The organism is Chryseosolibacter indicum (assembly GCF_018598585.1).
Lineage (GTDB): Bacteria > Bacteroidota > Bacteroidia > Cytophagales > Cyclobacteriaceae > Chryseosolibacter > Chryseosolibacter indicus.
The window spans coordinates 1-21093 of record NZ_JAHESD010000039.1; the positions used below are offsets into that span (position 1 = coordinate 1).

General features: G+C 39.9%; 15 protein-coding genes. 5 read left to right on the forward strand and 10 right to left on the reverse strand.

Features of this window, described 5'->3' with window-relative positions:
- The first annotated feature begins 54 nt into the window (after nucleotides 1-54).
- The 4 genes from KK060_RS15760 (at nucleotide 55) to KK060_RS15775 (ending at nucleotide 6621) form a co-directional block, all read left to right on the forward strand.
- Complete coding sequence (locus KK060_RS15760; RefSeq protein ID WP_254154722.1) at nucleotides 55-621, forward strand: hypothetical protein; 567 nt, start codon at nucleotides 55-57, stop codon at nucleotides 619-621.
- A gap of 284 nt (nucleotides 622-905) precedes the next feature.
- Entirely contained in the window at nucleotides 906-1256 is a 351-nt protein-coding gene (locus KK060_RS15765) for a PadR family transcriptional regulator (protein ID WP_254154723.1), read from the forward strand.
- A gap of 100 nt (nucleotides 1257-1356) precedes the next feature.
- The gene (locus tag KK060_RS15770) at nucleotides 1357-3984 is read left to right on the forward strand and encodes an ABC transporter permease (RefSeq protein ID WP_254154725.1); all 2628 of its coding nucleotides are present in this window, start codon (nucleotides 1357-1359) and stop codon (nucleotides 3982-3984) included.
- Between the two features lie 9 nt (nucleotides 3985-3993).
- Nucleotides 3994-6621 carry an ABC transporter permease gene (locus KK060_RS15775; RefSeq protein ID WP_254154727.1) on the forward strand — a complete coding sequence of 876 codons (2628 nt, stop codon included), beginning with the start codon at nucleotides 3994-3996 and terminating at the stop codon, nucleotides 6619-6621.
- An 87-nt stretch (nucleotides 6622-6708) separates the two neighbouring features.
- Here KK060_RS15775 and KK060_RS15780 read toward each other — a convergent pair whose 3' ends face one another.
- The 9 genes from KK060_RS15780 to KK060_RS15820 form a co-directional block, all read right to left on the reverse strand.
- Nucleotides 6709-8262 (reverse strand): vanadium-dependent haloperoxidase, encoded by a 1554-nt coding sequence (locus KK060_RS15780; RefSeq protein WP_254154729.1) that lies wholly within the window; start codon nucleotides 8260-8262, stop codon nucleotides 6709-6711.
- 12 nt (nucleotides 8263-8274) lie between these two features.
- Nucleotides 8275-9189: a transporter gene (locus tag KK060_RS15785; RefSeq protein WP_254154730.1), complete on the reverse strand. Its 915-nt coding sequence runs from the start codon at nucleotides 9187-9189 to the stop codon at nucleotides 8275-8277.
- 144 nt (nucleotides 9190-9333) lie between these two features.
- Nucleotides 9334-9879 carry a hypothetical protein gene (locus tag KK060_RS15790; RefSeq protein WP_254154731.1) on the reverse strand — a complete coding sequence of 182 codons (546 nt, stop codon included), beginning with the start codon at nucleotides 9877-9879 and terminating at the stop codon, nucleotides 9334-9336.
- 175 nt (nucleotides 9880-10054) lie between these two features.
- Nucleotides 10055-12181: a PAS domain-containing sensor histidine kinase gene (locus KK060_RS15795; RefSeq protein ID WP_254154732.1), complete on the reverse strand. Its 2127-nt coding sequence runs from the start codon at nucleotides 12179-12181 to the stop codon at nucleotides 10055-10057.
- A 215-nt stretch (nucleotides 12182-12396) separates the two neighbouring features.
- On the reverse strand, nucleotides 12397-12960 hold the full coding sequence (locus tag KK060_RS15800; RefSeq protein WP_254154733.1) for a chemotaxis protein CheB: 564 nt from the start codon (nucleotides 12958-12960) through the stop codon (nucleotides 12397-12399).
- Between the two features lie 20 nt (nucleotides 12961-12980).
- Nucleotides 12981-13814 (reverse strand): CheR family methyltransferase, encoded by an 834-nt coding sequence (locus KK060_RS15805; protein ID WP_254154734.1) that lies wholly within the window; start codon nucleotides 13812-13814, stop codon nucleotides 12981-12983.
- Complete coding sequence (locus KK060_RS15810) at nucleotides 13815-14192, reverse strand: response regulator (protein ID WP_254154735.1); 378 nt, start codon at nucleotides 14190-14192, stop codon at nucleotides 13815-13817.
- Between the two features lie 9 nt (nucleotides 14193-14201).
- Nucleotides 14202-17801 carry a response regulator gene (locus KK060_RS15815; RefSeq protein ID WP_254154736.1) on the reverse strand — a complete coding sequence of 1200 codons (3600 nt, stop codon included), beginning with the start codon at nucleotides 17799-17801 and terminating at the stop codon, nucleotides 14202-14204.
- A gap of 7 nt (nucleotides 17802-17808) precedes the next feature.
- Nucleotides 17809-19044, reverse strand: a complete 1236-nt coding sequence (locus KK060_RS15820; protein ID WP_254154737.1) for a hybrid sensor histidine kinase/response regulator — start codon at nucleotides 19042-19044, stop codon at nucleotides 17809-17811.
- A gap of 242 nt (nucleotides 19045-19286) precedes the next feature.
- Between KK060_RS15820 and KK060_RS15825 the strand changes: the two genes are divergently transcribed.
- A complete protein-coding gene (locus KK060_RS15825) occupies nucleotides 19287-20048 on the forward strand; it encodes a ZIP family metal transporter (RefSeq protein ID WP_254154739.1) in 762 nt (253 codons plus the stop codon).
- 177 nt (nucleotides 20049-20225) lie between these two features.
- Here the strand turns inward: KK060_RS15825 and KK060_RS15830 are convergent, their stop codons facing one another.
- The gene (locus KK060_RS15830) at nucleotides 20226-21005 is read right to left on the reverse strand and encodes a hypothetical protein (RefSeq protein ID WP_254154740.1); all 780 of its coding nucleotides are present in this window, start codon (nucleotides 21003-21005) and stop codon (nucleotides 20226-20228) included.
- Between the last annotated feature and the right edge of the window lie 88 nt (nucleotides 21006-21093).

A 21093-nucleotide genomic window follows, 5' to 3' on the forward strand; every position in this document is an offset into this window, starting at 1 on the left:
GCGCTGGACAGTTGATAAAGTTAAATTTTGTTAAACCATTAAATTTTTAATTCTATGTCAAAAGTAGGTAATAACCCAATTATGGCCACAGTAAATGGCAAACTAGGTGATATTGTAGTATACAGACGTGTACGCGGTAAACTAATCATGTGTAAACCACCTAAAAAGCGCGACGTTCTCACACCTTCTCAGGAAGAAAGAAAAGAACGCTTTTTAGAAGCTGTAGCTTATGCGAAAGCCCAGCTGGCCAATGAGACCAGTAAAGCAGAGTATACCTCCGGCATTACACCACGCCTCACCAGTGCGTATTTGGTAGCCTTAACCGATTACCTGAGAGCGCCGGAGATTAAGGACCTTGACGTCTCTCAATATAACGGAGCAATAGGCGATGTGCTGGAAATGAAGGTCAGCGACGACTTCAAGGTGGTATCTGTACAGGTAGAGATCAGAGATGCTGCAAAAGCACTCATTGAGCGAGGCGATGCCGTACTGCGTGAAGCATCCAACTCCAAATGGTCATATACAACAACAAAGCCTAACGTTGCCCTCGTCGGTACAACCATTACCATACGGGCTAAAGACAAAGCGGATAACACCACTGTACTGGAAAAAGTCCTCTAGTTGATGGTTAACGCTTAAAGCGTATAGTTAGTCATTCTTTGTTCAGGGCTTAAGGTGTTATGCTTTAAGCCCTGAACTTTTATTTTTACGCAAAAGTATCAGCATTCCGATCCAAGACGTAAACACATACGGTCGCACTGATAGAGTCTGCTCGCGTACGCCCGTTGTTGTACGTTTCTGAACAACCATCCACTCTCCTATCCTTTAAAATAGCGTAAAAACACCGATTATTCTTCTGGCATAATTATAAATACTACAATTAGGAAATTATTCTGTTGCAGCCGATGAAAAAGTATCAACTCGGAGAATTTGAGGAAGTAGTAATGCTTACGGTAGGCATTCTTTATAATGAAGCCTATGGTGTATCTATAAAAAAAGAAATAGAAGAAAGGCTATCGCGAAAAGTAAGTGTGGGTGCGCTTCAAACTGCACTGAAGAGACTTGAAGACAAAGGATATCTTAAATCGCATGAAGGTGAAGCCACACAGGAGAGAGCAGGCCGACCGAAGCGTTATTTCGTAATAACAGCACTCGGCAAACGGGCACTTGAACACATACGATCTACAAGAGAGAAGTTATGGGGTGCAATACCGAAAATAGCACTGAATCCAGGCAAATTCGATACAGCGTTCTAGATACTGACTGCGGTGCTAAATTCAGCGTCGCCATAATCTAGATCTATAACTAAAATTCGAGCGGCCTGCATTCAGTTTCGAGATCGAAAACAAACTAAGAATGAAAAAGACACATCCTCCCTCGCCCCCGAGGCTCTTTCTCCGGTTCTTCCGATGGTTCTGCCACCCGCAATTGAAGAGTTATATTGAAGGTGATCTGATAGAACTTTACGATGAACGACTCAAGAAATGTGGCAAAAGAAAAGCAGATATAAAATTTATTAAAGATGTTATCCTCCTTTTCCGACCCGGTATCATTAAACCTATTACTCCCTATCGCCCCTTAAACAATTACGCTATGTTCAAAAGTTATTTTAAAATCGGATGGAGAAATATCCTTAAAAATAAGGGTTACTCGGTTATCAATATTGGTGGTCTAGCTGCCGGAATGACTGTTGCTCTTCTCATCGCTTTGTGGGTAAATGATGAACTCTCTTATAACAAAAACTTTGAGAACTATGATCGTATTGCTCAAGTCATGCAGCACCAGACAGTGAATGGAGAAAAAGGCACGCAAAATTCTATTCCCTTACCCTTAGGTAATGAGTTGCAAAAATCTTACAGCAACGACTTTAGTTATGTCGTTTTGAGTTCATGGACTGGCGACCACGTACTATCCACTCCTGATATTTCAATTTCAAAGAGCGGGAACTTTATGGATATAGATGCACCAAAATTGTTTTCATTAAAAATGATAGACGGCACTTATAATTGCCTGAGTGATCCTAAATCTATCTTACTTTCACAGTCCGCCGCCTCTGCGCTTTTCGGAGAGAAAGATCCCATGGGGCAAATAGTAAAAATAGATAATTCAACTGAAGTAAAAGTAACAGGAATCTTTGAAGATTTTCCACGTAACAGCGACTTGCATGAGATAACATTTATAGCTCCGTGGCAACTCAATTTACTCATGAATCCATGGGTTGAAAGATCGAGGGAAGAATGGGATAATAACGCGTTTCAACTCTATGTTCAAATTGCTGAGCATGCAGACATGAATAGTTTGAGTGCTAAGATCAAAAACACAAAATATGATCATTTAAGTGAAGGAGAGAAAGTTTTTAAAGCAGAAATCTTCCTTCACCCCATGAAAGACTGGCACTTGAGGTCTAATTGGTATAATGGAAATCAAACTGGGGGGCTAATTGAATACGTTTGGCTATTTGGATTGGTAGCGTTTTTTGTACTACTCCTCGCGTGTATCAACTTTATGAATTTAAGTACGGCCCGGTCAGAGCAGCGGGCAAAGGAAGTTGGAATAAGAAAGTCAATAGGTTCTCTTAAAGCACAGCTCGTAAGTCAATTCCTCAGTGAATCGTTGCTCATTGTTACCATAAGTTTTATACTAACTATTTTTTTTGCATCAGTATTATTGCCATGGTTTAATGAACTTGCAGTTAAGAGGATTGTGTTACCTCTTAATAACGCGTCGTTCTGGATTGTTTGTCTTTCATTCATTGCTATCACAGGTATAGTTTCAGGAAGCTATCCGGCCTTTTATCTATCTTCTTTCCAACCAATAAAAGTTTTAAAAGGAGCTTTTAAGACTGGCCGATCAGCCTCCCTGCCGCGAAGAGTTTTGGTAGTTGTTCAATTCACAGTTTCAGTTACGCTAATTATTGGTACTGTAGTAGTGTATCGTCAAATTGAGCACACGAAAAACCGACCTCTGGGATTTGATACTCATAACGTAGTTATGATGGAAATCATTACTCCCGAATTCGTAGGTAAGTATAACGCGCTTAGAAACGAACTAAAAAAAATAGATGCTATTGAAGAAATGGCAGAATCGTCAAGTCCCCTTAACCAAATATACTCGAATAGCGACAGGTTTAACTGGGAAGGAAAAGACCCTGAACTTCAGGGTGAATTTGGAACCATCTTCATTTCCGACGATTATGGAAAAACTGTTAGTTGGAAAATTCGGGAAGGTCGAGATTTTTCACAACAGTTTGCTGACTCGTCTTCTGTTATCCTTAATCAGGCAGCACTCAAGTTTATGAATGTAGAAGATCCAATAGGCAAAACAATTCAATGGGGGATAAATAATCCAGAAAGCTACACCATAATAGGTGTAGTCGAAGATATGCTTTTAGAATCCCCTTATTATGCAACACGTCCTTCCTTGTATTTTCACAATACCGATCGTGAGAACTGGATACTATTCAAACTCAATCAAAATCAAAGTATCAGTAAGTCGCTTGAAGATCTGGAACACATTTTCAAAAAGCATTTCCCGGCAGTGCCATTTAATTATGAATTTGCTGATCAGCAACATGAACAAAAATTTGCTGCTGAGAAACGGATAGGAATCCTCTCAGGAATTTTTGCTGCCTTTGCCATTTTTATAAGCAGTATTGGCTTACTTGGGTTGACTTCTTTCGTGGCGGAGCAACGAACTAAAGAAATTGGTATTAGAAAAGTTATGGGAGCATCTGTAATTAGCATTTGGAAAATGCTTTCCAAAGACTTTATCATCCTTGTAACCGTTTCATGTTTAATAGCAATGCCCATTGCTAATTACCTTACAAGCAAGTGGCTTATTAACTATGGATATCGAACTGATATATCATGGTGGATCTTTGTAGCTTCAGGCGTCGGAGCTTTAGCCATCACAATAGCAACAGTAAGCATACAGGCAATCAAAGCTGCAATTGCCAATCCTATAAATAGTCTAAGGTCTGAATAAAAGATTGTTATGAAGACTGCATTTCCTCCGAAACTCTTCCTCCGCTTCTTCCGATGGTTCTGTCATCCTGAGCTGAGAGACTACATCGAAGGCGACTTGATGGAATTATACAATGAAAGGCACAACGACCTGGGCAAGCGAAAGGCAGATCTAAAATTCATCATCGATGTTCTCCTGCTTTTCAGGCCGGGGATTATTAAGCCATCAAAACAAAATCATTCACTTAATAACTACGCTATGTTTAAAAGCTATTTTAAAGTAGGATGGAGAAACCTCTTAAAGCAAAAAGGTTATTCTCTTATTAACGTTGGTGGTCTCGCTCTCGGAATGGCGGTTGCAATTCTTATCGGTTTGTGGATACACGATGAGTTTTCTTACAACAAGATTTTCAAGAATTATGATCGCATAGCACTGGTCATGCAGAACCAGGTCTTCAATGGCGAGATAGAAACATGGTCTTCGCAGGCTATGCAACTAGGGCCCGCCATACGCAACGATTACAGCAATCATTTCGAACATGTTGTAATGGTTCGCGGCACGTTCGATCATAAGCTTACCTTTAACAACAACTCCGTAAGAAAGATGGGCGCCTTTATGGATACTGAAGCACCTGAAATGTTATCGCTGCAGATGTTAAAGGGAACGCGGTCAGGATTAAAAGATCCTTATTCTATATTGCTATCTGAGTCGTCAGCAAAAGCAATATTTGGTGATGTCGACGCACTTGATAAAATAATTAAATACAACGACAAGACTGAGGTAAAGGTAACAGGTATTTATAAAGACATCCCCTACAACTGCGATTATGCAGACCTTGAAGTTATTCTTCCCTTTCAGCTCACCGTAATACTTGACAACCTTGAAAGCCGCGTAGGCTGGGGCAATAGTTGGTTCAGGTGCATGGTACAACTCAAAGAAGGTGCTGATATAAACACCGCCTCCAACGCCATTAAGGATGTAAAATACAAAGGAGTAATGGCGCATGGAAACGTCAACGATGATATACGTTTTAAACCCGAGCTCTTTCTACACCCCATGAGCAAATGGAGATTGTATTCTGATTTTAAAAATGGTGTATCTGTTGGCGGAGCTATAAAATACGTATGGATGTTTGGTGTAGTAGGCACCTTTGTGCTGATACTCGCTTGCATTAACTTTATGAATCTCAGCACAGCACGTTCAGAAAAAAGAGCCAAGGAAGTAGGTATACGAAAAACTGTCGGATCGATACGCTCACAATTGATCAGCCAGTTTTTCACCGAGTCTCTACTGATTGCATTTCTTGCTTTTGTATTTTCGCTCTTACTTGTTCAGCTTTCTTTGCCATGGTTCAACGAAGTTTCTAATAAGCACCTTACACTTCTTTTATCGTCACCCTTGTTTTGGATGGTCTGCATCAGCTTCACCATAACTACAGGTCTAATCGCGGGAAGTTATCCGGCACTCTACTTGTCTTCGTTTAAACCAATACGCGTTTTAAAAGGCGCACTTTACTCAGGGCGTTCTGCATCAATACCCCGAAAAGTATTGGTGGTTGTACAGTTTACAGTATCGGTTACACTCATTATCGGCACCATCATCGTATATAAGCAAATACAATTTGCACAAAACAGACCGATTGGGTACAATGTTAACGGCATCATCTCTGCACCCATCAGAACCGAAGAAATTAAAAAACATTTTACCGTATTCAGAGAAGAATTATTGAAGACAGGAGCAGTTAAAGAAGTTAATGCAACTGATTCATGGATTACAGAAACCTATGTTACCAATAGCGGATTTACCTGGGAAGGTAAAGACCCTAATATGTCGGAAGAATTCGTCACGCTACGTGTAACTCCTGAATTTGGCAAAACAGTAGATTGGCAGATCGTCGAAGGCAGAGACTTTTCCAGAGACATTGCCAGTGATACACTAGCATTTATTATTAACGAGAGTGCTGCCAGGTACATGGGTATTGAACATCCGGTAGGAGAAACAATGACATGGCTACCTGATAACGGAACCTATAAAATAGTTGGTGTAGTTAAAGACCTTGTGTCTCAAAACCCCTATGCGCCTGTTAAGCAGATGATCTATATCCTTAACTACAAGCGCATAAATTATATCAACATGAAACTCAACCCCAATTTTAGTGCACATGAGGCGATTGCAAAAGTAGAATCAGTTGTGAAAAAATATGATCCTTCCAATCCTTTTGAATATAAATTCATGGATGAGGAATTCGCGAACAAATTCAAGGGAGAGAAACGTATTGCTGCAATTGCATTTGTTGTGTCAACGCTGGCTATTATTATAAGTTGCCTGGGCTTATTAGGGCTTTCTTCTTTTGTTGCTGAACAACGAACCAAAGAGCTCGGTATTCGCAAAATACTTGGTGCCTCGGTTGCGCAGTTATGGCAATTACTCTCAAAAGACTTTATTGTTCTGGTCTTGACATCATGCATTATTGCCATTCCCCTATCGTTCTATTTTATGAACAACTGGCTGATGCAATATCAATACCGTATTACCATCTCCTGGAGTATTTACGCCCTATCTGGTATGATGGCGATACTTATTACACTCGCAACCGTAAGCTTCCAAACCATAAGAGCTGCCATTGCCAATCCTGTTAAGAGTCTACGTTCTGAATAGCCAGGAATAAAAATGTTACAGGTTTAAGGTTATTGATTATCGGCAAAACCTTAAACCTGTAACGTAAATATTTTGAACGATATGGACTTACTCAGCTCCGTCAGCTAAGGCATAACTTACCGTATAACCACCAATAACCTTTCCATGCTTCATACCCATTTCTATATCTGCGCGGAAGTGAATGCCTGCGTATAAGCGCGACACTGATGCTTCAGCTGCTTCTTTCTCGAAGTATTCGCTATGCTCGGGAAACAGGTGTGAAAGTACTGTTGCGGCGGAACCGGAAAAAGTGGAATGCCCCGAAGTGAAAGCAGGGAAGTTTGGAACACCTGTGCAAGTTTTAATTGATGGATCAACTTGTGAAGGACGCGGGTTAAAATAATAAAACTTAACTTCCCAACATCCTACTGCTGCATCATGCAAAGCCGTGTTTAACAGCGCAAAAGCACGTGCCGTACGCACCTCACTATAGTTAGCATCATGTATGTATTCCGCGGCAATATCATTCCAATGGCCGGGAGGTGTATAGGTTCCTACACCATCAGCCCATTTATGAACGATGGCTAGCCTGTCGCGTGTAACATTATCTGCATACCACTTAACTTCACTTACCTCTTTCTTCATTTCCTCAGAAGATGTTGATGGCGGAGGTGTAGGTCTTTCTTTTACAATATCCTGCTCTGTCATATTCCATGCTCTTACCTTTCCGAATAATGGTAACATTGGAGGACGAATAGGGAGGTCTCTGCTAATCCATGGCGTCTCACCTTTTGATATACAATCATCAGCAAATTTTTTCCAGTCAGCCTTTGTACCTACGGCATTTCTCATGCCATCAGCACCTGCGCGCAGCATTACCTGTGCTGCCACTGCCTTTCCTAAAGCAACGCCAGCACTAATATCACTTGCTGTAGCCTTACCTGACCACAACGCTGCGTTACGTTGTTCTGCTGCCTTAAGTGTTATCTCTTCGATTGCTGCAGGGAACAGTGCCTTTAACATTTCAACAGATACAGCAGAGAGCACTGCATCTTCTGAAGGGTATGCAGGAATATCTGTTTCGGGCATGAGGCTTTTTACAGAACCGCTTACTTTGTAAGGAGCAGGTCTGTTATATAAAAACTTATAATGCCACGCTGACTTTAAAGCTTCGTATTGTGCTACGCTTACATAACTATAAGCACGCGCTGCATAGGGCGGATTGGCAAACGGAAAATTCGGATCAGCAAATGGATTTTCAGCATCGGGAGCAGGATAGCTTCCATCAGCAAGTGGTGCAGGAGGAAGGTTGTAGCGTGCTACAAGTTCACGCAAAAACTGATTCCATCGCAATACGCCGCCACCACTCCAGTATTTAATTATATCACGCTTTTCTTTCGTTAGCTTCTTCTGCAAATCTTCAACAGCAGCCAGTTCTGCTTTATAGGCATCTGTCTGTGTATCCACAGGTGCAGGCACGACAATCTGGTCAGGAGACGTAAGAACGATCATGTCCCAGGTACCTGCATCAGCATCAATGTTTGAAGGCTTAATCGGTGTAAAATCTTCTCCGTTTGAAATATCTTTATCGCAGCTAACAATGAGCATTGCCGAAGAGAAAACGAATAAGAATATATACGATAAGTAATTTAATGTCTTCATGACAAAGGAAGGTTAAGGTTTTTTAGAAAAATGAATGGTGTAAAGAGCGCCGCCCATAAAGGTGTTTGACTGCCCTACATTTCTGCCTGCGACAGTAGTTGTATAACTTCCTCTCAAAGCAAGACCCTTCGGCTTCGGCAAATAATACATCACAAGGGCTCCTACCTTTGAGAAATTCATTCTGTTAGAAACGAATGGCATATCTTGCCTGCGTATGTCACTTCCGCCCAGTGTATTTTGCTGCATGTAATTAATTTCGGCCTGTAAACCATTTCTCAGGTATCCTATGCTGACAGCATAATCAAACACGTTTGGCATCTTTACCTCGTCAGTAAGGTAGAGATTATCATTTGTGTAGTACGCTGGCCTATCAAGTGTTGTATTGCTTCTCCATGTATAAGCACCGGTTGCGTTGGCAAAAAACATATTAGCGAACTTATAAAATGCAGTTGCCCTATAGGAGATATTAGTTGTTCCAGTTCCTACGGATAACGGAAAGTAGTCTGGGGTATAGTCACTGAGCGGAGTGCTCACCGCCAATGTTGCAAATGTTCTGAATGAACTCTTCTCCATGTTATGCCTGAAGAAATTGTATTTTACGGCAAGAGTAAGATCCTGTATCCCTTCCATGTGATGCAGGGTTCCCTGAGAAGCTTCTGTTTTTACATAAGGCAGCATGGCAATAAGATTTACTTTTGTACTTAAACCATAGGCACCTACCCACATGAGACTTTGAGTGGTGAGTTTGCCAATGTTATCATTTTTGCGCTTTAACTCGCCTTCCCAGTATTCGCTCCAATGGTCTCGTGTGTACATAACTCCGGTACACAAATCGTTTTTCGCCATCATGAGTCCGTCGGTAACCGTTTGCCCCATACTGGTAAGAGGCAACAATCCCATTAACAGATTACGTAAAAGTTTAATCATAAATTTAGTTGGGTTGGGTATAAATAGTGGAATAACTACAATTGAAAGTGTATAAGTATGAATACATAAGCCTTACTTACACATGCCTTGACATCAGTCTCACTGTTGATGCTACGAGAGATTTTTCTTAATAAAAAGAAGTAATTAACCCCGCTCGGGAGGATGGACAATAGAACAAAAGTAAGAAGGTATTAAAGAACCCGTTGTCAAAAAATTAGATACGGTTCTCATCCATGCATCGGCAGCTGGCCGAATGGTAAACGTAGTAGTACAATAATCCTTTAAGAAATTAATAGATAGCTTACCGCCGTGTTTATGTTGGGATGGATTATTATCAGTAAGTGTTTTAGCGTAATCTTTTAAAGCGTGATTAATACGCTTTGTATTCTTGTCTTTTATGCAGACAACATAAAGCGTATCGTGCGACAATTTTTGTTTTATCAGCTTGTAAAACTCCCCACGGTGCTCAAAACTACCATCCACCCGTTGATAGCTTTGTTGCTCGCCGGCATAAGGAATTGCAATCGGAATTTTTATTAGCGTAGTAAGGTGTTTGTCATAAGAACCATTGTCGAAAGACTGCAAAAGATTTTGCTGATGCCTGTATTGAAGACCGATTATCAATCCGTAAAACCCCAGCCCGTTAAAAAGCAGGAGTAGAATCAATAATATAGAGACGATCCGTTTCAAGGCTATTAGGTACACATAGATATAAAATTTATTTTAACAATCAAAGAGCGGTATCGTTTCCGACAAGGAGGAATGAAGCAGGTGCGGCAGAACCGTACGTTTCTAGCTAACGAATTCGAGATTAGTTGATCACAGGTCAAAGCCTGCAGCAACAGAAAGAGCAACCTGTTTTAGACTAATTCTTTTGGATAGAAGGAAAATACAAATGGAATGTTGCTCCGACGCCCTGCACGCCTTCAGCGGATACTATACCATTATGATTTTCCATTACTTTTTTAACAATGGCTAAACCTATACCAGTCCCAGCGAATACATGCTTTGGATGGAGTCTTTGAAAAGCTTCGAATATTTTACCGGTATCTTCCTGGTTAAAACCAATACCGTTATCGCTGATAGTTATATGGAAGTATTCATTATCTCCATTTAATACTTCGGGAAGATCAGGTCCTTTAATTATAGTAGCGTGAATTTGAATAAGGGGCGTACTGTCAGGCTTCGCGAACTTAATGGCATTAGAAATAAGGTTTAGAAATACCTGATGCAACTGATATCCCACACCTTGCACAACTGGCAGTTGGTTTGATTCAACAACCGCATGCTTTTCGCTTATAGGTATTTCAAGGTCTGTCTTAACCGCTTGTAGGGTATTGTTAAGATCTACTTTCTCAAATTTTGCGATATCATTGGAAACACGAGAGTATGAAAGCAAGTCATCAATGAGGTTCTGCATTCTGCTAACACTGTTCATGATTTTACCGATGTACTCCTTACTTTTTTCCGGAGCAAATCCTATCTCCTCTATCCTTCCTGCAAAAGTTTGAATCTTTCGCAAGGGCTCCTTCATATCATGACTGGCAACATGGGTGAATGAAGAAAGCTCCTCATTCAATCTTTCAAGCGTCTTATTTTTAAGATCAAGTTGAGCCGCGCGTGATTTAAGAGCATCCTCAACCTGTTTTCTTTCGGTGAGATCGCGCGTCACTTTCGAGAAGCCAATAAGATCTCCATTAGCCCCGTGCAGCGCCGTGATCACAACGCTTCCCCAGAAGAGGGTTCCGTCTTTTCTTACCCGCCAGCCTTCATGATTTACCTTCCCTTCTTCCCGTGCCCTGGCTAAAAGACTATCAGGTAATTTATTGTCGCGATCTTCTTTTGTGTAGAATAACTTAAAGCTCTTTCCGATAATCTCCTTTGCATTATAGCCTTTTATAAATTCGGCTCCCGTATTCCAGTTCTGAATTTCACCATTGAGGTTAAGAAGGATAATGGCGTAGTCCTGAACCTCCTCAATCATTTTATGATAACGCTCTTCACTTTGCTTAAGCTGTTCATTAGCCTGACGTAATTCTTCCATTACGTTGCTCACTTTATCTTCTGCGATCTTCTTATCTGTGAGATCACGTGTAACCTTGGAGAATCCAATGATATTGTTATTTTCATCATGCAATGCTGTTATTACAATATTACCCCAAAAACGCTTTCCATCTTTGCGTATACGCCAGCCTTCATGGACTACGCTACCATTTTTTACTGCTTCTTCCAACAACTGTTCCGGTAAGTTGGCATCCTTCTCTTCTTTGGGATAAAATAACCGAAAGCTTTTTCCAACAATTTCTTCAGCCGTATAACCTTTTAATTTCTCAGCTCCTTTATTCCAATCAAGAATCTTTCCATCTTTATCTAACAGGATGATAGCATAGTCAAGAACTTCAGCAATCATTTTATGGTAACGCTCCTCACTTTTTTTTAATTCCTCGTTTTTGAGTTTGAGCTCCTCCACGAAATTACTATAGTGATCTTCAGCGATCTTCTTCTCTGTTACATCGCGCGTCATTTTCAGAAAGGCAATAACATCTCCTTCCTGATTGTGAAATGCGGTAAGCGTCATATTACCCCAGAACCTGGTTCCGTCTTTTCTTACCCGCCAGCCTTCGTAACTAGTCCGTCCCTTTTGCCTGGCCTCATTTAAAAGTTTCGCTGAAAGATTCTGTTCCCTGTCTTCCTGAGAGTAGAAAATTCTGTAATTCTTTCCGATTATTTCTTTCGCAGAGTAGCCTTTTATTTTTTCCGCTCCTTTATTCCACGTAATTATTTTACCTTCTAAATCCAGCAAGATAATGGCATAGTCCTCAACCTCGTTTAATAACTCTTGATTCCCCCCAGGTGTATTGCTACTCTGGATGAGCGCATCCTCTCTCTCTTCTTTCTCCTTCACCACCGACTCTGGTAGCTTTTGGACTTCAGTACTTGCAACGGATTTCACCTTATTACCTGTCCTCTTTTTACGTTTCGGTCTAACCATTTATGCCTAAGAATCTTTAAAGATAACAGCACAATTGGTTATAAAAAATGTTTATTGTTTAATCGGAAAGCTTTTACAAAAAAAGTGACACTCGGCACTTGGAAAAAAATTGTGCCAGCCGCTTTTCAGTGGTTTGATAATCCAGATGAATTTGCCTGGCAATCCCACTTTGCTTTTAATAGACAATGACTTTAACAATGTAAATTAAATGTGATCTATGAATCAGACTTGAAGATAGGGCACTCTCTCAAATTACATTCTTTAACTAAAAAATCTACGCCCACCCTCTCAAGAGCTTGCTTTGGCATAAAGGGAACTTCCGCAGTTGCAGGGTCCTGTACAAGAATCAAAGCTCCTCTTTTGCGAGCACTAATCAACCCCTCAACGCCATCTGCATTAGCACCAGATAATAACATACAGGCAAGGGAAGAGTTGTAGACTTCCGCAGCACTTTCAAACGTGACGTCGATACTAGGCCTGCTATGGTTTATCTTTTCAGAATCATCGAGGGTAATACTTCTGTCTTTTTCAATCAATACATGATAGTCAGCAGGAGCAAGGTAGATTGTGCCTGGCTGCAATTCATCTTTATCTTCCGCTTCTTTAACGTAACAGTCTGTCCTTCTTGAAAGGACCTCTATGAGCGATGTATCCTCTGAATTCTTACGATGGAAAACAATAATTATGGCTAAACCCAGACTGCGGTTGATGTGGGGAAGTATTTTTAAAACTACCGATAGGCTTCCGGCTGAGCCTCCTATTACCAATAACTCGTACATGCTGTTTTTCCTCCAATAGTTTACTTAATCTTCCTCCAAATTTTTTCCTTGTTTTCAATTTGTTTGAAGTTCTTATGTATATCAGTAAACCTCAGTGTTTCTTTTGACCCTAGTGCCAGAAAACCAAGTTGTTCAAGACTATCGTAAAACAGATGAAGAACTTTATCCTGCAATTGTTTATCAAAATAGATCATTACGTTTCTACACATGATAAGCTGAAACTCATTAAAAGAACCATCAGAAACAAGGTTGTGAGTAGCCAGTACAATCCTTTTTCCAAACTGTTCATCAAACTTTGCCGCATTATACTGTGCAGTATAATAAGAAGAGAAATCACGATTTCCTCCGGATAAAATGTAGTTCTCTGAATACTGCCTCATTTGGCTTAAAGGAAAAACACCCTCCCTCACTTTTTGCAAAACAGCAGGGTTAATATCAGTGGCGTATAGGAGCGATTTATGAAGAAGATTGGCTTCATGAAGAAGAATGGCCATCGAATAAACTTCCTCTCCGGTTGAACATCCGGCATGCCATATTCTTATTAAAGGCCAAGTGGCAAGTACAGGAATTACCTGCTGTCGAAGTGTTTTGTAGAATGTAACGTCTCTAAACATCTCCGTTACATTAACCGTGATCTCTTCTACAAAACGACTGAAGTAATCTTTATCATTTATAATCCTATACCTGAACTCCGCAAAACTAGGAAAACGATCATTACTAATAAGTCTGTTTATTCTTCTTTTAAGAGAAGCCTTTGAATAATTAGTAAAATCATATCCATATAAATCCATCACATCATTCAGTACAAATTCAACTTCCTCATCCGACAACTGAATGTTCCTGGTCGCATCCATCTACTTTAAATATTGCTTCAGTAATATCAATAGTTCATCTACATTAATAGGTTTCGAAATATAAGCATCGGCCCCGGCCTCCAGGCATTTTTCTTTGTCGCCTACCATAGCCTGCGCAGTTACCGAAATAATTGGTACATACTTGTATCGACCTTGCCTTATTAAACCTATTGCTTCATAACCGTCCATCTCCGGCATCATCATATCAAGCAAAACAATGCCAACGTTATTCTGTTCTGTTAATTGATTAATTCCCTCCAGAGCGCCACTTGCAGTCAAAACCTCCATCCCTTTAGATTTCAGTACTGCCTTAAGCGCAAAAATATTCCGGCTATCGTCGTCAATTATCAATACCTTTTTTGAAAACCCATCCCCCATAGTGTATCGCTATATTTTTTCGTACAGCCATACCCGCAACAACGAGAAGAGCTGATCTATGTCAACCGGCTTAGTAATGTAATCAGAGGCTCCTGCATTTATGCACTTTGCGCGATCTCCCATCATTGCCTTTGCGGTTACGGCAATTACCGGCAGGTTACGATACCTTAAATCTTTTCTTATTGCTGCAGTTGTCTCGTATCCGTCCATTTCAGGCATCATCATATCCATTAAAACAATGTCAACCTGTGGATTCTCCTTTAGTTTCTGAAGTGCGTCTCTTCCATCTACAGCTGCTATAACATTCATCTGATATTTCTCAAGTGCCTTTGTTAAAGAGAAGACATTTCGCATATCGTCGTCCGCAACCAGTACAGTCTTATTCTTCAACACCTCATCCAAAGCCCCTAACTTATGGAATTTGGATCCCTTATTTTCTTCACCATCTTTTTCCATAAGATGAAGGAACAGGGATACTTCGTCCAGTATACGCTTATAAGAATGCGCAGTTTTTACCACGATAGAATCTGCATATTGCTTAATCTTCAATTCCTCTTTCTGCGACAAGCTCTTTCCAGTAAAAATAATGATAGGAAGATTCTCAAGACCTGATGTTTTCTTGATTTCTTCTAAGGTATCATACGACTTCTGATCCGGAATTCCCATGTCTAGAATAACACAATCTACGTTCCTATTCTTTAATGAATCAACAGCGCCATCAACAGCATTAGCGATGTCGAGGTTAACATCGAACGTCTCAAGAAAATATGCGAGTGCCTTTGCATGCTTCGCATTTTCCTCAACAATAAGCACCTTCTTTGGATGGTGGCTAAGCACGTATTCTATCTTCTTAAATACTTCATGCATCTGTTCAAATGCGACGGGCTTATTAATGAAGTTTACTGCGCCCTTCATCAAGCTCTCACTCTTGGCGTTAAGAGAAGACATGATATGAACAGGAATATGCCTTGTCTGCGCATTGCCTTTCAATTCCTCCATTACTTCCCATCCGCTCTTTACAGGCAATTGAATATCAAGAAGTATCCCTAATGGTTTTAATTGCTTCGCTAATTCAACGCCTTCATCTCCACGAACAGCAACAACCCCCTTGTATTCTCGTTTCCGGGTATAGTCAAGAAGAGCCTTTGCAAAGTTAACATCGTCTTCGATAATCAGAATAACCTTATCACCCCGCTTTATAATTTTACGATCATCAGGAACATTAGAAGGGATCTCTGTACTGATATAACGAGGATCAACCTTTTTTACAGGTTGAGGCTCAGGTATAACCTCTGCAATTACCTCTTTCTCCTGTTGATTAAGTTTTGATTTAACAACCGTTTTTTTAGAAATCGGAATTCGGACTGTAAATTCACTTCCCTGGCCTACTTCACTCACTAACGAAATATCGCCACCAAGCAACTTTGACAACTCGCGGCTGATAGAGAGGCCAAGTCCTGTTCCACCATATTTTCTCCTTGTTGAACCATCAGCTTGTTGGAAGGCTTCAAATATCTGTACATGCTTTTCCTTCGGTATGCCGATACCTGTATCTTTAACAACAAACTTTACTATCTCAGACTCGTCTTCCTCAAGTAAAACATCAAGACTCACATAACCATTGGAAGTAAACTTAATGGCATTAGAAAGCAGATTCCTGAGTATTTGTTCAAGTCTCAATTTATCTATCTCTATATGGGAAGGCACTTCCTGCTGAACCAACAATTTAAATTCTATCTTCTTTTCATTTGCAACGGGAGAGAACAACGCATTCATATCATTTGTGATTTCTCTTACAGAAACCATTTGATATTCCAACTGCATTTTTCCTGCCTCTATTTTTGATAAATCTAGTATCTCATCAATTAATGATAACAAGCCGTTGCCCGAATTTTGAATCACGTTTGCATACTCAACTTGTTCACTTGTCAGATTCTTCTCAGGGTTTTCAGACATTAACCGCGACAACAGCAGAATAGAATTTAGGGGTGTTCGTAGCTCGTGCGACATATTCGCCAGAAACTCTGACTTATACCGAGTGCTCTGTGCAAGTTGATCCGCCTTGTGTTGAATTTCAATATTACGCTCACTAATTAACTGATTGCGCTCTTCAAGCAAACGACTTCTCTCCTCTAGTTCCTGATTAGCCTGTTTCAATTCTTCCTGTTGCACTTTCAATTCTTCTTCGGATGCCTGTAATTTCTCTGCCTGCACTTCCAATTCGCTATTAAGATTTTCGAGTTCCGAGTGTTGCGTTTTAAGCTCTTCTGCCTGTGCTTGTGTTTCTTCTAGCAGCTCCTGCAGCCTTCTCCTATTTTGTGCTGTACTTATTGCAATTCCAATATTTGGTGTACTTGCTTTTAAAAATTCAATATCCCGTTCGGTAAAAGATTTAATTGATCCGAGTTCAATGGCTCCTTTAACTGTATATCCATCCAAAATAGGCAATGCTATTATGTCTTTTGGCCTTAGCTCTCCACTGGCAAAACTTATACTGATGTTTTCGGAAGGGATATCTTTTAGGTGAATTGGGGCCTTAGTAGAAATAGTCTGACCTGTAATCCCTTCATTTATCCTTAGTTTCTTTCTTGATTTATCTGGCACAAAAGCATAGCCACCTACGTGGTGCAATTCATTTTCCTGAAGTATGTAGAAGGCCCCGACATTGCTTTCCGTATACTGAGAAAGGAAGGCCGTTATTTCTGAAGACAATGCATCAACATCCTTCTCCCCTATCATCACATCATTCAGTTGTGTTAGTCCCGTTTGTAACCATTCTTTATCTGACAATAAGTTGAAAGAGTAGTTGAGGGATTCTGCCATTTTATTAAGAGCGCCAGCAACGCTTCCTAATGCATCACTTTCTTTATCATCAACTCTGGTTTCATAATTGCCCTGCGCTATTTTATCGGCTATGCCCCGTATAATTTCTATTCTCTTTGATATATCAGCATCCTTATCCAAAAGCTCCTGCTGAAGTTGCATCCGCTGTTCAAAATCACTTCGCACCCTTATGTAGAATAATACGGTTATAAGCAATGCTACCATTGCGGCAACAATAATAATAACCGGTGTAAAGGCTGCGAACTTATTCATGGTAGAGGTTCTTTCTGTTAAAAGAGCCCGCTCGCCTTCCTCCATTTCTGCAATCAATTTTCGTACTGCAAGCATAATTGCACGCCCCCGCTGCAACACTTCAACATCTACGTCTTTGCCCTTTTTCTTTTCTGCTATACCATGCTCGAGATAAGAGATCCTTTGTTCGAGCAGGTCTTCGAGTTGAGCAATCTTCGCCTGCTGTGCCTGATTATCAGCAGTAAGACTTCTGATATTTCGAAGCAGCAATTCGATATTGTTATTCGCCTCGTAGTAAGGATCTAGAAAACGTTCATCCGATGTCAGCAGAAAACCTCGTTGACTGGATTGTGCGTCAATAAGGGCGGCATTAACTGCATCCAAACCTATTATTACCTCGTGTGTATGGTTAACTAAACCAGAGCTGCGCAATAAATTATTAATACTGATAAAAGAAGCCGCAGAGGTTATTATGAGGATCAAAAGTGATGCTCCAAAACCAAACAGAAGATTTCTCTTGAAATTAGATTTCATGAACTTTTTATATTTTCTCAGAAGAATCAAATACCTTTTTAATCGGTAAAACTATTGTAAAGACAGTACCTTCATTTTCTTTGCTTGACACAGTAATTAACCCATCGTGTCTTTCAATAACTTTCTTTACTATTGCTAACCCTATACCTGTGCCTTCGTACACTGACTTTGGATTTAACCTTTGAAAAATTTCGAATATTCTTTCGCTAAACTCGCTGTTGAAGCCAATACCATTATCTTTCACCTTTATCCGGCAAAATTTTCCTTTTGTAGAAGGAGGTGAATCGAGTAATCTACTTTCAATAATTTCACCGGTGATACTTATCTCACAAGGCTCATCTATTTTTGAAAATTTTAAAGCATTGCTTAACAGGTTTTGAAAAACTTGTCTGATCTGTGAAGGTATTGCTTCAATAACAGGAAGCCTGGCAATTTCAATACTGCAGCTTTTATCTTTGATAGAGAGTTCGAGATCAGACAAAACGTCTTCAACAAGCTTCTCAAGGTCTGTTGGTTCAAATCTATCTTCTACATAAATTTTAGAATATTCAAGCAGATCTGTAATTAAACTACGCAGCCTCCCGGCAGAACCTGTTATTTTTTGAAGGTAGGATTTAACTTTATCCCTTTCATTGATATGCCTGTCTAAAGCGAGATTGCTAAAGGTTTGAATTTTTCTAAGGGGTTCTTGTAAATCGTGAGATGCTATAAATGCAAATTGCTGCAACTCCTTGTTACTTTCTTCTAGTCTCTGGTTCGATCTTTTCAACTCTTCCGTACGTTCTTCAACCTTTTGCTCCAACACCTCTTCCGCTTTCTTTCTCAATTCTATCTCCTGCCTCAGATTTTTCTCCATGGCCGTAAGCTCACGGCGCTGCTCTGAAAGGCGGTAGAAAGTTTTTACTTTCAAAAGAAGGATGTCAGGATCAAAAGGTTTTGTTACGTAATCAATACCACCAGATTCATAGCCTTTGGTAATAAACTTTTTATGTGTATTAACTGCCGATAAGAAAATGATGGGAATGTCTTTAGAACGACTGTAACCTGAAATTGCTTCCGCTACTTCAAAACCATCCATTTCAGGCATTTGAACGTCCAGGATTATCAGAGAATAAGAATTCTGAAGTATTTTCTTTAAAGCTTCTTCACCTGAGGAGGCCGTGTCAACTTCAAATTGGTGAAGCGTAAGCAGAGTTTTAAGCGAAAAAATGTTCTCCTGATTGTCGTCAACAATTAGTACCATTACTTGCTATCATCCTTTTTGTTATGCATCTGAGCTAAAGAAGGCCGTAAAATGTTAAAAAAAACTTATATTTTATTTTGGCATTATTTTTTACAAACAAAAAAAATTCAATTAATACATGAATGGTTGAAAAACTCTTTGCAAAAGGCGTGGTCCATTGCTATTTTCATCAACCTTGCTAAAGACATCCAAGCCAAATAATTATCCAAGGCATAAAAATATTTAATCTCCTTAAAACATTTATGGATTCTTTTCCTACCTGGACAGTGGCGGGCTTATGGGGACTGCTCTCAGGAACAGCATTGGTTATTGGCGCCTCGATAGGGTATTTCAGCAAAGTTCCTCAGCGAACTATTGCACTAATTATGGCCTTTGGTGCCGGCGTACTTATCTCCGCATTATCGTTCGAGTTAGTGAACGAGGCATATAAACAAGGAAGCTTTATTTCAACGGCTACAGGGTTTATCTCTGGCGGTATAATTTATACAATTGCTAACTTCATCTTATCAAGAAGCGGGGCAAAACATAGAAAGCGTTCACAAAACCAACAACCTTCAGAAAACGAAGATGAAGGTAGTGGATTAGCAATTGCTGTCGGGGCATTATTAGATGGCATTCCTGAGGCTATAGCCATTGGTTTAAGTATGATCGAGGGAGGCGCAGTAAGTTTTGCCACTGTTATTGCAATTTTTATTTCAAATCTTCCTGAAGGATTGTCAAGTGCATCAGGCATGAAAAAAGCGGGAAGGTCTAAAACTTTCGTTTTTGGAACCTGGGTTGCTATTGCTTTACTTACGGCTGCGTCTGCCATTTGCGGCTACACGATTTTTAGTCACTTCTCGCAAGAAGTAATTTCAGCTACCCTTGCTATTGCGGCAGGAGCAATCTTGTGTATGCTTGTCGATACAATGATTCCAGAAGCGTTTGAAAATGGACATGACTGGGTAGGTATTGTAACTGTCACCGGTTTTCTTATCGCATCTATGCTTTCAAAAATATCGTAACCATCCCACATTAACGCAAATTAATGTCTAGCGTATCTATAGCTAACTCGACCTAGGACGGAGGCAAACAATACCTAAAATGAGACCAGTAATGAAATTAAGTGAAGACAAAGCACATGAATTTTTTAAATCTTCACCGAAATTCATTAAATCTTATACAGACTCTCAGCCTTAAATTTACTTATAGAAGTACTGTGTTACTAAAGGTTCGACTCCTTCTGACGTTACTTTCTTTTCTTGCGGGTATTGGTTTGACTTTAATACATATTGCACCTTATACTCCGTAACACCAGAAGTTGTCGCAATCGTATAACCGGTCGGTAACGCATGCTGCAATTTAACATTAGGAAGAATTTCATAATCATCAACAGGATTTGAAGATCCAGAAATATATCCTAAATATGTTTTAACAGACACCAACTCTAACTCAAGTCTCTCTGCGTTAAAGTTGTATTCATAAACCTGGAAAAGATTGCCATCATTAGAGTAAGTATAGCTATTTTCTGTTTTCCTTAAATACCCTATACCGCCTTCATCTCTTATCATATACACACTTGCAATCAACTGCCCTTTTTCATTATAATCGTAAATAGAAAAGGCATATTGCTGACCATTGCTATAATTTTTCGAAGCTATGATCTTGTCATCCATCCAAACATAAGATATTGTTTCATCAACAAGACCTGTTACTGATCTGGAAAGTGATATCACTTTGTTGTTTTCGTTATAGCTAAATACATCCTTCCCTGCTGTAACCGCCCCTGTTTCTCTTTGCCATTCAATCCTGCTTTGGCGACCATCCTCTGTAAATTCATACTTTGTATTCAAACTCCAGTTTTGCCAATTGGTAAGTGTTGAAGATAGAATTGGCGCTTTCGTTGATGCCTCATCTTCGTCTTTACATGCTACTAATAAGAGGATTATTGATATAAAAGAAAATAGTCTTTCAGACTTCATGAGTAGTGCGGTGAATGAGAAAGGTTTTACGGAAAGCATTTAAAAAAGTTGTCTTTACGGTAATACCTCCTTAATTATACTCCCTTTT